Annotated in this window: 16 protein-coding genes; 7 read left to right on the forward strand and 9 right to left on the reverse strand. The window is 32.8% G+C overall.

The genetic code is table 11. The annotated features are described in order from the left end of the window. Positions 1–17 precede the first annotated feature (17 nt). The 3 genes from Q0921_RS03780 (at position 18) to Q0921_RS03790 (ending at position 3,069) form a co-directional block, all read left to right on the forward strand. Positions 18–1,100, forward strand: coding sequence for an adenylate/guanylate cyclase domain-containing protein (locus Q0921_RS03780; protein WP_299253499.1), 1,083 nt, complete (start codon positions 18–20; stop codon positions 1,098–1,100). 401 nt (positions 1,101–1,501) lie between these two features. Beyond that, entirely contained in the window at positions 1,502–2,311 is an 810-nt protein-coding gene (locus tag Q0921_RS03785) for a hypothetical protein (RefSeq protein WP_299253502.1), read from the forward strand. Positions 2,312–2,352: 41 nt separating this feature from the next. Beyond that, a complete protein-coding gene (locus Q0921_RS03790; RefSeq protein ID WP_299253505.1) occupies positions 2,353–3,069 on the forward strand; it encodes a hypothetical protein in 717 nt (238 codons plus the stop codon). Positions 3,070–3,332: 263 nt separating this feature from the next. On the opposite strand, the gene Q0921_RS03795 is transcribed toward Q0921_RS03790, so the two are convergent. The 6 genes from Q0921_RS03795 to Q0921_RS03820 form a co-directional block, all read right to left on the reverse strand. Continuing rightward, positions 3,333–3,623, reverse strand: coding sequence for a GIY-YIG nuclease family protein (locus tag Q0921_RS03795; RefSeq protein WP_299253507.1), 291 nt, complete (start codon positions 3,621–3,623; stop codon positions 3,333–3,335). Between the two features lie 874 nt (positions 3,624–4,497). Next, a complete protein-coding gene (locus Q0921_RS03800; protein WP_299253510.1) occupies positions 4,498–4,923 on the reverse strand; it encodes a hypothetical protein in 426 nt (141 codons plus the stop codon). Positions 4,924–5,260: 337 nt separating this feature from the next. Beyond that, positions 5,261–6,427, reverse strand: a complete 1,167-nt coding sequence (locus Q0921_RS03805) for a hypothetical protein (protein WP_299253513.1) — start codon at positions 6,425–6,427, stop codon at positions 5,261–5,263. Positions 6,428–6,554: 127 nt separating this feature from the next. Continuing rightward, positions 6,555–7,661 carry a DUF1266 domain-containing protein gene (locus Q0921_RS03810; RefSeq protein WP_299253516.1) on the reverse strand — a complete coding sequence of 369 codons (1,107 nt, stop codon included), beginning with the start codon at positions 7,659–7,661 and terminating at the stop codon, positions 6,555–6,557. 7 nt (positions 7,662–7,668) lie between these two features. Further along, a complete protein-coding gene (locus tag Q0921_RS03815; protein ID WP_299253519.1) occupies positions 7,669–8,409 on the reverse strand; it encodes a hypothetical protein in 741 nt (246 codons plus the stop codon). A 239-nt stretch (positions 8,410–8,648) separates the two neighbouring features. Beyond that, positions 8,649–9,077 carry a hypothetical protein gene (locus Q0921_RS03820; protein ID WP_299253522.1) on the reverse strand — a complete coding sequence of 143 codons (429 nt, stop codon included), beginning with the start codon at positions 9,075–9,077 and terminating at the stop codon, positions 8,649–8,651. Positions 9,078–9,371: 294 nt separating this feature from the next. On the opposite strand from Q0921_RS03820, the gene Q0921_RS03825 reads away from it, so the two are divergent. Further along, positions 9,372–9,803: a hypothetical protein gene (locus Q0921_RS03825; RefSeq protein ID WP_299253525.1), complete on the forward strand. Its 432-nt coding sequence runs from the start codon at positions 9,372–9,374 to the stop codon at positions 9,801–9,803. Positions 9,804–9,925: 122 nt separating this feature from the next. On the opposite strand, the gene Q0921_RS03830 is transcribed toward Q0921_RS03825, so the two are convergent. After that, positions 9,926–10,327 carry a lipocalin family protein gene (locus Q0921_RS03830; protein WP_299253529.1) on the reverse strand — a complete coding sequence of 134 codons (402 nt, stop codon included), beginning with the start codon at positions 10,325–10,327 and terminating at the stop codon, positions 9,926–9,928. A 110-nt stretch (positions 10,328–10,437) separates the two neighbouring features. Further along, entirely contained in the window at positions 10,438–10,581 is a 144-nt protein-coding gene (locus tag Q0921_RS03835) for a hypothetical protein (RefSeq protein WP_299253532.1), read from the reverse strand. Positions 10,582–10,776: 195 nt separating this feature from the next. Here Q0921_RS03835 and gcvT point away from each other — a divergent pair, with 195 nt between their 5' ends. The 3 genes from gcvT (at position 10,777) to Q0921_RS03850 (ending at position 13,240) form a co-directional block, all read left to right on the forward strand. Beyond that, on the forward strand, positions 10,777–11,859 hold the full coding sequence (gene gcvT / locus Q0921_RS03840) for a glycine cleavage system aminomethyltransferase GcvT (protein ID WP_299253535.1): 1,083 nt from the start codon (positions 10,777–10,779) through the stop codon (positions 11,857–11,859). Positions 11,860–11,951: 92 nt separating this feature from the next. After that, the gene (locus Q0921_RS03845; RefSeq protein ID WP_299253537.1) at positions 11,952–12,767 is read left to right on the forward strand and encodes a sugar nucleotide-binding protein; all 816 of its coding nucleotides are present in this window, start codon (positions 11,952–11,954) and stop codon (positions 12,765–12,767) included. 59 nt (positions 12,768–12,826) lie between these two features. Further along, on the forward strand, positions 12,827–13,240 hold the full coding sequence (locus tag Q0921_RS03850; RefSeq protein WP_299253539.1) for a thiol-disulfide oxidoreductase DCC family protein: 414 nt from the start codon (positions 12,827–12,829) through the stop codon (positions 13,238–13,240). A gap of 488 nt (positions 13,241–13,728) precedes the next feature. On the opposite strand, the gene Q0921_RS03855 is transcribed toward Q0921_RS03850, so the two are convergent. Then, complete coding sequence (locus Q0921_RS03855) at positions 13,729–13,908, reverse strand: hypothetical protein (RefSeq protein WP_299253541.1); 180 nt, start codon at positions 13,906–13,908, stop codon at positions 13,729–13,731. Between the last annotated feature and the right edge of the window lie 46 nt (positions 13,909–13,954).

Genomic DNA, 13,954 nt, shown 5'->3' on the forward strand with positions numbered 1-13,954 from the left:
GTAAAACTATACCGATTATGAATTATACATTAAAAAAATACGCACAGCTTGTTAGTCAGTCTATATTTTTTTGGACTATAGCCATGATGTTATATTCTATATTTAGGTATTATGGGATTGACTCAGAAGAAGGTCTTTCTGTGATCAAAAAATACAATGGGACATTAGGAGTACTGTATTATTTTGTAAAATTAATCAACATCGGAATTTTAATCGGAGCGCTATATGCTATTGTAGATTTTGTTTTTGATGCTATTACCAAAAGTAAAATCTCACTTACTAATAACATTATTATCAGAACACTACTTCACTTTTTGGTAACGTTCATTGTATTTATCCTGATTACTGATATTTTTACAACTCTTACATCTCCACATACTAATGTACATACCGATTGGTTTAGTTTCAATAAATCATTTTGGGCAGTTATCCTTTATATTGTATTCGCATCTTTTGTATTTTCTTTTATCAAAATAGCTAATGAAAAATTCGGAAAAGGTGTTTTTGTTAACATGCTATTAGGAAAATATAAAAACCCACAAGAAGAGAAACGAATTTTTATGTTCCTTGATCTAAAAGATTCTACAACAATCGCAGAAAAATTAGGGCATTTTAAATACAGTCAATTAATACAAGATTGTTTTTATGACCTTAATAAAGTAGTTCCTAAACACAATGCAGAAATCTATCAATACGTAGGTGATGAAGTAGTACTAAGTTGGCCTTACAAAAAAGGGTTAGCGAATAACAATTGTGTGAATCTATTCTTTGCTTTTCAGCAAAAAAAACAAAGTAAAGCGGAATATTACCTAAAAAAATATGGAGTAGTACCAGAATTCAAAGCGGGATTACACGGCGGTAAATTGATGGTAACAGAAGTAGGTATTGTAAAAAAAGAAATAGCTTATCACGGAGATGTTATCAACACCTCTGCCCGCATACAGGGCCAATGTAATGCTTATAAGGTTCCTTTATTGATATCCGATAAACTAATCCAGGATCTAAAGATCAATGCCAATTTAACCTGTCAGTTTTTAGGCAGTGTATTATTAAAAGGCAAACAAGAAGAAGTCAATATTCATACGATTGCGAGAGTTTAAATAGCGAGGATTTTGGGGAAAATCCGAGCAAGTCGAGGCGTACTTATAGCTATACGCTTCGACTTTTTTATTTTTATAGAACTGTTATAAACTACCGTTTAAGATCAATCCTACCTCACGCCTATACATCTGTCAAATCCCAAATTATCAGATATTAACACGTACTATTTCTAATATATTCAGTATTCATAAAGTATGAAATCGAATCTATAATTAGGGGATTTTACACCTTACACAAACCGCTTTTTAACTTAAAAAAAATAGGGATTTTAACGTTTTGTTTTAAAGTTAATTACCTCTTAAAACAGGATGAACGCCATAGTACTTTTACCGCATAGAGTAAAGAGTACTGTTTTCGTATTCTTTTTACGCTAATTCTCTAACTAATTCATTCTAAAATTATGAAACACATTTTTAAATTAACATCATTATCACTCTTACTACTTTTAGTAATATCGAGTTGCGAACGTGATAATCCGACCGCTTCGGAAACAGAAGCACAGGATAACTTAGAAAAAGCGCAGGAAAATTCTTCTGTATTAACATTCGATGAATCATCTGTCATATCTATTGAAGAAATTTTTTCTGGTCTCCCATACGGAAATCTTATAAAAGAGCATATTAGTCTATCTATGGGATTTGGAGAAGATGCAGAGAAAAAATATCAGCGTTCTCTTTCCATGCTTAGGCAACAGCGTGATATCGATAAATCACTATTCGAAATATACAAGAAAGTCCCAGCAGAAAATTATCTGTATCGCACAATGATAGTAGAAGCGCTAAAAGAATTATACTCTGATACTTCTCTAAAATACCTTTATGAAATTGCTACTATAAGAATTCCCAGAGATACACAACCAGAAAATGAAGAAATTAATACGCAGATGGATGAGATTATCATACGACTAACTGCGGTTGAAGGAATTGGCATACTAGCTATTAATAAAAATGAAGATGCAGAAAGCGCACTAATTAAGCTAATCGATCATCAGGATTTATCCATACGCCAGATGGCAGTACGTAGTTATTTATTATCTCCTTTCGGAAATATCGAAGAAAAGAAAAAAGAGTTATATGAAAAATTACCTAGAGAAGAATACTGGTATATCACAGAAACATCTACAGATATCAGAAAAGTAGAACATCCAGAAATGCCAGAAAACTTTGACCTAAAAGTAAACGAATCTAAAGAAACACCAAAAGTAAGATAACCATGAAAAATATACATTTTTATAAAAGCACGACATTTTTTATGTCACTATTTTTTTTGCTACTATTCTCAATAACTTTAAACGCACAACAAAGCTGTACAGTACCTCCACACGATAATGTTGCAGATGGAACTTCTGTATACGCATCCGGTTTATGTAATCAAGCACGCGTAGATCACTGGTGGGGTGTTCTTAATATGCGAAAAAAAGATTGGGACAGTGGTTTTGGGTTTCACGACCCTTGTAACTTAGACTTACCACTTGCTAGAACTTTTGCAGCTTTATACCTACTCACCTATTCTGCAGAAGACTATGCAACCAATACTGGAGACTACAGTGGTAATGCACTACGCTGGGCATATCCATACACTGCCAATAATACGGGTAGGTTACAAGCATTATGTTATAAACCTGGTTCTAATCCCGGACAATGGGCTGGCTGGGCATATGGTAGTCGAGTAGAATTATACATTCCATATTTTTATTCATTCGATGTCGTTACACGAGCAGGGACACTGTTACACGAAGCCAGACATAATGGAGGAAAAAGTCATAATGGCGGCAGTGGTTGTCCCAGAGCAGCTTCTTGTGATACCAATTGGTCATATCAAGGTTCTAATATGTATGAAGTACTCTACCTCTGGTGGTTTGCTGTAGACGGTACCAGAACTACCAGTGCCGTAAGAAACATGGCTAGGAATCGTGCTAGAAGTGTTCAAAACAATGCGTTTAATACCAATCCTGGATTTAATATCTAGAATACTATATTTTTTTTAAATATTCTTAAAACCTTTTACCTAGTTACAAGGGCAACAATATATATTGTTGCCCTGTCTGGTTCATCTCCCTTCGACTACACTTCGACAAGCTCAGTTTGACACCTCAAGGTTCGACGGAAAGCGAGGGCTGTACTTCGGCAGGCTCAGCATCCGCGGACTCGAAGCCCGGCAGCACTTCGACAGGCTCAGTGTGACAGCTCAGCATCCGTGGAGTCGAAGCCCGGTGACTTCGAGAGCCTCAGTCACCTAATATCACGATAGGCAATGGATAATCCCGGTAATGTATCCAATTCTCCCCGCATTAACGCTTCCTTTTTCGCTCTGCTCCACCCTTGTACTTGTTTCTCTCGATAGAATGCTATATCAATCCGGTTATATTGTTCATAGTATAATAGCTTAATTGGCAATCGTTTTTTTGTATGATTTGCACCTTCTCCATTTTGGTGCTGTTCTAATCTTTTATCTAAATCTTTTGTGCTTCCTGTATAGTAACTACCGTCACTACATTCTAATATGTACATATATCCCGTCATTTCTATTATATTAACGTATCCATATTACTATGTATCAAAAATGAACTAATTGTTACCATATCAATTCACCCTTCGAGTGCACTTCTACAAGCTCAGTGTGACACCTCAGGGTTCGATCACGTCCGAGGGCTGAGGCTCTCGAAGCCCGGCGGCTCAGCATCCGTGGAGCCGAAACCCGGTTCACCACCCTTCGAGTGCCTCAGGGTTCGACGGAAAGCGAGGGCTGAGGCTCGGCAACCATAATGCTTACTAATTTTCTTTATCTGAAAAAATAGCATTCGATTCACTTCTATTTTTTCCTTTTTAAGTTCATTTTTTCCGTTTCCCAGATTTTTATTTCATAAAAGGATCTGATAGCAAGTTATTTGCCAACTAATTCATATAAATCTTTTAAAACAAAAAAATGAAAAAACACTTTTTAAAAATAATGCTATAGAAGTTTTAAATTTTGGCATTGCCGATTTTAACTTTAACGACGACACAAATACCTTAACGTTTTCATTTTCCTTTGAAGTAGAAGGAATAAATAATGATTCACAAAATGATCTCTCTGTATCAGGGGAAGTTAATGTAATTGTTCTGGAAAATATAGGAGTAGTATCTGATAACTAATATAATTAGTTTCTTATACCATTACATTTTGAAACTACTACCCTAGCAACTTATATCCTGTCTGTTATAATAACGGACAGGATTTTTATGATACGAATTACATATCTATATTGCTTATTAAATGTGTAGACGTTGAGTAAGTAAAAAAAAATGTGCACTGCTGTAGATTTACCCTTCGGCATTTCCAAGTGCTCAGGATAAAAATGCTCAGGGTTTTATTATCAATTTAATATAATCAATGAGTACCAAAATCATAACCTAATTAAGAAGCTTTATTAGCTATTCTACTTTTTGCCCAGTAGACGGCTTCTTCTATTGATTCAAAACTTCTGAATTTACTTTTTATGAATAATTTCTCTATTAACGAATTTAATAAGCCTCTGGGAGTATAGCTTACAATGCCGTAACCTCTCATCTTATAGTCGCTCTTATAAAACTTTATCCAGTCACTAGGTTTTACAGCATATGAGTGTACTCGATTACTAAGATATATTACATTTACACCATTGTGGTCATATAAATTAGTAAGGTCTTCTACTAATACTTTTGCGTGATCATCCCAAGTTACTACTAAGTCTTCTTTAAACTCTCCTATCACAAATTCTTCAAAAAGATAAAAATCCCCAAAAGGATATTTAAGTATATGTATAGCTTCCCGATAAAAAGGAGTATCTCTTACGTATTCCATACGTTAAAAATTTTAAAATATCATGTTAGGAAGATATTAGAAAGATATTAATTTTTCAGAATAACTCTATCAATGAACCTAGGGTATAGATGAAATGCATTTTTGTTTCTACAAAACGGTAAGGATAATGGTTTAGGTTATGAATGCTTTACAATGGTTCCCCACTTTTTACGAAACAGTGTAATTAAGTCTTATGTGTCAAGTTATTGTATTATAGAAAGAAAAGAATACTCAAAAAAGTAATCGCAGTTGGATGCCGTTTCTCAGCGAGTGAACCTGATAGAAGAATAGTTTCCTGTTATTGAAATTATTCGGTAAATGGTGCATATACTTTGATTTATTTCTCTAGAAACTTTTGTTCTGTCCTATTAGGATACCAAGCTTCTAATATATTAAAGGATCCCTTAATATAGTATTGATAAGCGTCTACCTCATAAAACTTTGATAAGATTTTTGGGGTGTCATCACGGTAGTCTATTTCTAGATGAAGCTCATCTGGTGTTTTAATCCAAATATCGGTATAAAACGTTTCTTGATTAAAGAATTCCAGATACACATATATTTCTTTGTTATACTGATCTTTAATGAGATGGAATCCTTCTGTCAACGCATTGAGATATGCTTTTTTTGATGCCATATCATCTTCTCCGGTAAATTGTAATGTTTTTACCAACAATAACAACTTATCGCCATTTTTCTTAACAATATAAGTGTTTAGAGAATCTGTTTCGATATCCAGATACGCTTTCATATGTTTTCTAAACTTTTTTGTTTCTGGAGTATTTAAGTGAGTCCATGAATTATTTAATCCTTGTGTTTGTCGGTATATCAAACTGCGAACAGCATCTTTTTCGAATTCCTGAGTACGATAAATTAGACTATGCAATGCTGTTGGATAATGTTCGAATAACAATTCATAATATGCACGATCAATTTTATCCAGATAATAAAAATAGGTTGAAAGTCTTGGGTCATTTCTGGATGAATACCTAGAAACACTATCGGTTTTCGGCAAGTGATTTAAAATATCCGCATAGGCCATATTCAGAGATCCTAAATAGTTTGATATTTTATTTTGTATCGTGTATGCTCTAGAAAGTTGCCTTAACGTATCCCCTATCGCAAGTATTTCTGAGAGATACGATTTATCTGTTGCATAATGCTGGATATATACATCTTCTTCGTATCGATCCCAAAATTGCACTATCTCCTGGTGTTTCCTGGGTAATTCTGCTACTGTATATTTTGGATGTTCTATTGTATCTCTGTTATGGATAGTTGTAATTTTAGCGTATAAAGTACTCCAATAACGTGCTGTTGATTTTAGTTTAGCATATTGATAATCCAGATCTCTAATGACATCTTTTTGGGCTTCATATTTAACCGTTTTCGCTATTTCCTTTTCATCATACCTAGATTTTAAAAGGGTGAAACTAGTATATAGTACTACGAAACAAGTAAAAACTATTAATATTTGAAATACTATTTTCTTTGTATTTGACATTTTTGTCTTTTAATTTGATTTGGATGTCCCCCTTTGACTCTGCTAAGGATCCTTGCCATTACTGAAGACTAAGGTTCTGTACGTATAAACTTTCCGCTATACCTAGGGCTCGTTGCTACTCGCTTTCCTATGTTTTTCGAAAACCGATGGTTGTTTTACGTTGTTGTTTTTGGATGTTAGAAAGATGTTCTGCAAAATTTGTCTTCATATTCTCAGGTAACTTTACTTCTGTGGGTTTTGTCCATTCTAAATCTCTAGCAGGCCAGTCACAATGCTCTTTAAAATATTTCCATTTTTCTAATCGATCAGTAGACGCTTCAAAATTATTGCCCCAAAATGCATGACCAACCCGATAATTATTATAAAAATCTTCATGGCTATCAAAAAGAAAGTAAACAAGTTTTGATGCTTTTAGGATATTAGACCAAGCTTCTTCTTCTGTAATATACCCCGACATAAAAGCCCATCTACTCATTGGGATTACTCTAAATAAATCAAATCCCCATATCAATTTCTTAGGTTTATCGCTTGATATTACCCCACACTCATTTATATACTCCTCATCTACTTTAGTAAGTCCAGAGATTTGATTTATCATATCCTCTGCAGAGTCGGACTGGATATCTTGGGCAAACCATTTAGAATGCATACCTTCAAATAATCGTGCTATCATTTCTTGGTATTGCTCTTTATTTAAAACACCCCAGTCTTCATTTAAATATTGCTGGTATAATTTATCATGTTGTATATCAAATGTCTTAGGCTTAAAATTTTGCTTGTCTAAACGAATATTACACGGAAAAACTTCTAAGGTGTTTGACCAACCACCACCGTAAAACACCTGTACCAGATTAAGTCTTATTGCCTTTTTCTGATCTATATCCAACGGCTGTACATTTCCTAACTTATAATATATTTGTTGTTCTCTGATTGCTAATTTTCGTTGTTTATTAAGAAAGAACACTATAAAAAATATAGATACTCCTACTCCAATAATAATAGCTATAAAATCTAATTCTAGTAGACTACTAATAGGCATTCCTTTTCCGTTTGATGGGTTTCCGAAAACCTCATAAAACCCCATACCAATTACCAAAAGAAAAAATAGAGTAGCAGTACCTAGGATTGACAAGCCTACCTTAGCATTCGATTCTAAATTTTGGTACGCTTGTAAAAAAGTGTCATTCTTCAGTGGGTTTTTACGACTTAGTGGAGTGTTCTGTAATAATTCCATGTTTGGTCTATTCTGCAGTAATTTTATAATTTTTAGTTTTATTGCTCATTACCTGTGAATTAAAACGCCAGCGTTTATCTTGTGAAATAATACTAATTTTCTGTGCACGTTTATCTGAATTAAATTTACCTTCAATTTCTTGATTCGAAAAACTAATATGTTCCGCTTCTAAAGTCTCAAAGGTAAGTTCACCTACTCCCGTGCTTGTTACATAAACACAAGTACTATCGATTGGATTGACGTCTACAATCTGAATCCATCCATGTGCTAAAAAAGGGGTTTGCTTGTCATCTATCGTTTGATTTATAAAACCATAATATCTATCTCCTTTTTCTGGTAAGGACACAAACTCTTCTATATTAATTTTGGATTGAGGTGCGCTAAAATATATTAAGTAAAAAACCAACGCAAAAGCACCAATTACGCCAATAGTAGCTGTAGAAAAAAGTATCTTACCAAATAAAGAATATGTTTTTCCTGAATTTATAACAGGATATTCCTGAGCATATCGCAAGGCTGCCTGTTTCATTTGTTGTGTCCAATCCCGTTTCGGGACTTCCGTTCGATTCGTTGCTGTATAGAATGCAACTACCGGTTTCTTTTTAATATTTTCTACCAAACCGGTACTAATAACCTTTTTATACAAACACACTTCCATTAAAACCTCCATCTTATTATTAGGAGAAATAAACTTACTTTTTAATGTATGATAATGTTCGAGATGTTCACTGATAGATATGATCGGCATGATTTACTTTTATCTAATTCTTTGATTCAAAGTAAATAATATTTTAAATAGTAGTCACCCCTGTAAACCACCTTTATCAAAGGAAGATTTCATTGTATAATGTATGTTGTACTGTAGAGTATATACGATCATAATTAACATTACACCAATAGTTGTCGAAAGTTATTAAAAGCCGTAAAAAAGGAAAACTTCTTTTTAATAAGAAAATAAAATATCAGACAACAATATTATCTCCGATTTTAATTAGAAACTGCTGCCTCGGTTAAACTTTTAGCCCAATGGATAGCTTCTTCTATAGATTCAAAGCTTTTAAAATTACTTTTAATAAATAATTTTTCTATTAATGAGTTCAATAAACCCTTAGGAGTATAACTAACAATAGCATAGCCTTTCATCTTATAATCACTCTTATAAAACTTTAACCAATCACTTGGTTTTACAGCATACCTATGCACTCTGTTAGTAATATAGACCACATTAGAACCATCGTGATCGTATAAATTAGTTAGATCCTCTACTAATAGTTTTGCGTGATCATCCCAGGTGACTACAGTATCTTCCTTAAATTCTCCTATTACAAATCTATCGAACAAGTAAAAGTCACCAAACGAATAATTTAATTCGTGTATAGCATCCTGATAGCATATAGAATCTTTTACATACTGCATACGGCAAAAATATTACAATTGATTGTCAAATCTGGTAGTAAAGATCTTAAAAATTTCTTATTAATCGACTAATTGCTTAAAGAGCTGATTAAATGGCTAATCCAAACTTTCGCACAACACTTATCTGACGAAAAACAGTATTTACTAAATGCTAAAACCACAGCATTAATCTGTTAACACCCTGTTTTCAGGGTGTTTTATTCACTGAAAAAAGTGTTTGACTAAAGTAATAAACTAGTGTATATTTGCATTGTTAATAAAACAAACCAATTAATTAACACTTATATAAAAATCATGAAAAAAACCATTTTAAATTTCGCATTAGTTATGGCTGTTCTTTTTACAGCTTCTTGTAAAAACGAAACTAAGTCTGAAGCAACTGATAGTGCGGACACGACTGAAGAAGTTGAAAAGACTGAAAAAGCAGAAGAAAAAGTTGAAGAAAAAACTGAAACTGCAGCATCAGAAGGTGTACCTAGCTTTAGTGACGAAAAAGTACAAGAATATGTAAATTCTTATGAAGCTTATATCGAAGAATATAAGAAAGTAGTAGAGAGTAAAGATATGAGTGCTTTTGCTTCTTTAGGTCAAAAAGGACAAGAATTAGGTACCAAAGCTCAAGAAGTTATGGGTAACCTTTCTGGTGATGACGTAAAAAAATTAAATGATTATATGATGGCTAAGTCAACTGAGTTACAAGAGCTATCTAAAAAGTTAATGCAGTAATCATTATTAACTTATTAAGTTAACTTATCATAATTGATAAGGGTTATTTTTCAAATCCTGTTCTAACTTAGAACAGGATTTACTATTTATTAGCTTCTATATCTAATTCGTAAAAAACAAGTTTAAGGAAGTTTCTGATATTTCTGTCCACATCCTTCGATACAAGCAAAATATAGAAACAAACTTCCTTCTTTTATTTCAAAACTAATACCGATAGCATTATCACAATCTACATTGATTACATTTTCGTCAATGGAATAACTTTCTGTACTACTACCCTCACTATCAATATTTAATGAGCACAAAGTTCCATTAGATACCTGAAGTACACCAGCGGCAAAAAATTCTAATTCTAAATCACTATTTATTGGTTCAAATCTACCGCTACCATCGCCAGGATCTACTAATTGTTCTATTAGCCGCCATTTTCCTAATAAATCTGGATTTACTATAATATCGTCATCACTACTACAAGAGAAAACAAATAAAAGTGGAATCAAAAAAAGAAACATATATTTTTTCATAACTATATTGTTTATGATGTAGATACATTTTACACAATTAGGTTGCTTCAGATCGGGTATTTTAATCAAATAGATGCACTAATTTCTATCTGATATACGATAAAAAAAACTTAGTTTAACTCTTTTATATTCTCTGGTAAGTCCGAAAATAAATTCCAATAGTAATCATGAAGATTATAAAACAACAAGGTATTTCCTGACTTTATTACCATTTTTTTGGTAAGTGGTGTTCCAGAATATCCTGCTGACATCATCTTTTAATTAATAACGGTTTTTTATAAAGTTATTAAAAAACACAGAAAATCAAATCACATATTATTGTATCCATAATTATTAGCTTTTAGATTAGGAAAAAGTTAACAATTAATCATAAAAAAGGATTGTTTACCAACGCAAAGTTTTTTACTTTCGGCCTCAATTTGATTCTTAATTCTACAAATCGACTCTTTATGAAAAATACTGCATTAACAGAAACTCATGCTGCATTAGGTGCCAAGATAGTTCCATTTGCTGGATATAATATGCCTGTATCCTATGAAGGAGTAAATATAGAACACGAAACGGTTCGTAATGATGTTGGTGTTTTTGATGTATCCCATATGGGCGAGTTTTTAATTACAGGTCCTAATGCTTTGGATTTAATCCAAAAAGTAACTTCTAATGATGCGGCTAAGCTTGTAGACGGAAAAGCTCAATATAGCTGTTTACCAAATGATAAAGGTGGTATCGTAGATGATCTAATTGTATATAAAATGGCTGATGAAAAATACTTATTGGTAGTCAATGCATCTAATATACAGAAAGATTGGGATTGGATCAAGAGTCATAATACGATGAACGCAGATATGCGGGATCTATCCGAGGATTACTCTTTATTAGCAATTCAAGGTCCTAAGGCTGCTGAAGCAATGCAATCCCTTACATCTGTAGATCTTGAAGCTATGAAGTTTTATACGTTTGAAGTATCTGATTTTGCTGGAATTGACCACGTAATCATATCAGCAACTGGGTATACCGGCAGCGGTGGTTTTGAAATTTATTGTAAAAATTCAGAAGTACAACAAATTTGGAACAAAGTATTAGAAGCAGGTGCGGATTTTGGAATCAAACCTATTGGTCTGGCTGCTAGAGATACATTACGATTAGAGATGGGATATTGTCTTTATGGAAATGATATTAATGATGAAACCTCTCCTATTGAAGCTGGATTAGGCTGGGTCACTAAATTCACCAAAGATTTTGTCAATGCAGAAGCTTTAGCTAAACAAAAAGAACGTGGGATCGAACGAAAACTAGTAGGTTTTGAATTAGATGAAAGGGGAATTCCAAGACACGATTATGATATTGTAGATGGAAATGGTAATAAAATCGGAATTGTAACTTCTGGTACCATGTCACCGTCTTTAGGAAAAGGAATTGGATTAGGATATGTGCCTAAAGTTTTTGCTGCTCCTGGTAGTAAGATCAATATTCAGGTTCGTAAAAAAGCGATTCCTGCAACGGTAGTAAAACTGCCTTTTTATAAAGGATAATTATTTTATAACAATAATAAAGGGTAAGTTAAGTTTCAAAGTTACGTAGTTTAGTAATCTTTGAAACTTAACTTTTTTAGAATAGAATAGTATTGAAAAAAATTTTAATCATAGGATCCAGTGGTTTTATAGGAAATGCTCTATACAAAGAGCTTAATTCCTATTTTGACACCTATGGCACCTACCATACAGACAATACTTTTTACGAAAAAAACCAAAAATTCTTTCAGTATGATATGGAACTAGAAGATATCTCCATATTATTAGATAACCTAAAACCTACTATTATAGTTTCTGCTATTAGAGGGAATTTTAATGCGCAGTTAGATGCTCATCAACGAATTATAAACTGGTTAAAAAAGAATAAATCAAAATTGATATTTCTATCCAGTGCTAATGTATTTGATACATTTAGCAACTATCCATCATATGAACATGATAAAACATTGAGCGATAGTGTTTATGGAAGGTTGAAAATTAAAATTGAAAATGCATTAATGAGGTTACCTCCCCACAAGTATGTAATCGCTCGGATACCGATGATTTTTGGAGCCAGTACACCCCGTGTACAGGAACTTAAAACCTTGCACGATCTTAGAGCACCAATAGAGGTTTTTCCTAATGTAATCATTAATGTAACAGCTATTTCTAAACTTACACAACAATTACATTATATCATCAACCGAAGTAAAAAAGGTATCTTTCATCTTGGAAGTAATGATCTTATTTATCATTTGGACCTCATTACGGAAATATGTGACATGCTTCAATTAAAAGACCCAACTTTTAAGCAAGTTTTTGATTCTAATAACGATCGCTATCTCGCAGTCTTACCTAAGGATAATTTGTTACCAAAAAATTTACAAATCACAACTAAACAAGTTATTGATTCTATTACCCTAAAATGATTCTTAATGAAATGATAATTGGTTAACAAGATTCTATATTTGGTTCTTATCTTTGTATTATGAATATCGAAGGGAAAAAAATTATATTATTCGATGGAGTATGTAATCTTTGTAATGGAGCGGTCAATTTCATTATTAAACGAGATAAGAATGACGTATTTCGATACGCTTCTTTACAGAGTAAGATAGGACAAAAATTGGCAGAAGAGAGGGGTATTGACACTTCGAAATTAGACACAATTCTACTCATTGAGCCTAATACAGCATATTACCATAAGTCAACAGCTGCCCTGCATATTGCAAGACAGCTGTCTGGTGGTTATCCGTTACTTTCTATTTTTCTTGTTTTTCCTAAATTCTTAAGAGATTGTGTTTACGATATAATTTCAAGAAACAGATATAACTGGTTTGGCAAAAAAGAGAGTTGCATGATTCCAACTCCAAAGCTAAAAGCCCTCTTTATAGACCAATAACATATAATTTACTTTTGCAATAGCATTATGAATTAAAATCAAAACTTTCCCCCTTTGATGTTACCCTATTCAATTCAGATTTATTCATATTATCTATATGTACAAATCCTAAACATGCTACTGCAAAGCAAATTAGTATTATTGGTATTAAAAGCTTTTTCATTTTATTTTGGGATTAAATGATTTGGCAGCAAAAAAAGACCATTCTTTAATTACGGTTTAAAAGTAATCATGATTACGGTTTCTATCTATAGGTATTTTAGAATTCGTAGGGATTCATTTAGAATTCGTAAAGCATCTCTTTTTTAAGCTATAATTATCATGCTCCATCTCATCTCATTTAACAAAAAAACTGCCTTGCAATAATATGCAAGGCAGCGGTCTTGGAGTGATCCCGTTACTTTTTTTGTTTTCCCTTTTTATTTTTCCAATTCAGAAGGTATTAATTCTTTTTCTTTATTGGTTTGTAACGTATCCTTCTCAACTCTTCATTTAATATCGAACTTATCTATTGTTGTAATTTCTGCATCAGTACCACTATCGATTTGATGCTTCTCTCTCAATTGATTGTATTCGTCATCTAGCTTATTCACATTATCGATATGCACAATACTTAGGCATATAACTGCAAATGAGATTAAAGCTATGGGTAGAAAAAGCCGTTTCATAATGAGTTTATTTTAAGTTTATTAATAAGTGTGGTTCAAAAGTATA

This window comes from uncultured Aquimarina sp. (genome assembly GCF_947496855.1).
Taxonomy (GTDB): domain Bacteria; phylum Bacteroidota; class Bacteroidia; order Flavobacteriales; family Flavobacteriaceae; genus Aquimarina.

Bases quoted from the DNA above. Each gene is read 5' to 3' on its own strand.
- gcvT (WP_299253535.1), top strand. From the start codon at position 10,777: ATGAAAAATACTGCATTAACAGAAACTCATGCTGCATTAGGTGCCAAG.
- Q0921_RS03795 (WP_299253507.1), bottom strand. From the start codon at position 3,623: ATGACGGGATATATGTACATATTAGAATGTAGTGACGGTAGTTACTAT.
- Q0921_RS03855 (WP_299253541.1), bottom strand. From the start codon at position 13,908: ATGAAACGGCTTTTTCTACCCATAGCTTTAATCTCATTTGCAGTTATA.
- Q0921_RS03820 (WP_299253522.1), bottom strand. From the start codon at position 9,077: ATGCAGTATGTAAAAGATTCTATATGCTATCAGGATGCTATACACGAA.
- Q0921_RS03815 (WP_299253519.1), bottom strand. From the start codon at position 8,409: ATGCCGATCATATCTATCAGTGAACATCTCGAACATTATCATACATTA.
- Q0921_RS03790 (WP_299253505.1), top strand. From the start codon at position 2,353: ATGTCACTATTTTTTTTGCTACTATTCTCAATAACTTTAAACGCACAA.
- Q0921_RS03780 (WP_299253499.1), top strand. From the start codon at position 18: ATGAATTATACATTAAAAAAATACGCACAGCTTGTTAGTCAGTCTATA.
- Q0921_RS03835 (WP_299253532.1), bottom strand. From the start codon at position 10,581: ATGATGTCAGCAGGATATTCTGGAACACCACTTACCAAAAAAATGGTA.
- Q0921_RS03785 (WP_299253502.1), top strand. From the start codon at position 1,502: ATGAAACACATTTTTAAATTAACATCATTATCACTCTTACTACTTTTA.
- Q0921_RS03825 (WP_299253525.1), top strand. From the start codon at position 9,372: ATGAAAAAAACCATTTTAAATTTCGCATTAGTTATGGCTGTTCTTTTT.
- Q0921_RS03810 (WP_299253516.1), bottom strand. From the start codon at position 7,661: ATGGAATTATTACAGAACACTCCACTAAGTCGTAAAAACCCACTGAAG.
- Q0921_RS03805 (WP_299253513.1), bottom strand. From the start codon at position 6,427: ATGTCAAATACAAAGAAAATAGTATTTCAAATATTAATAGTTTTTACT.
- Q0921_RS03830 (WP_299253529.1), bottom strand. From the start codon at position 10,327: ATGAAAAAATATATGTTTCTTTTTTTGATTCCACTTTTATTTGTTTTC.
- Q0921_RS03800 (WP_299253510.1), bottom strand. From the start codon at position 4,923: ATGGAATACGTAAGAGATACTCCTTTTTATCGGGAAGCTATACATATA.
- Q0921_RS03850 (WP_299253539.1), top strand. From the start codon at position 12,827: ATGAATATCGAAGGGAAAAAAATTATATTATTCGATGGAGTATGTAAT.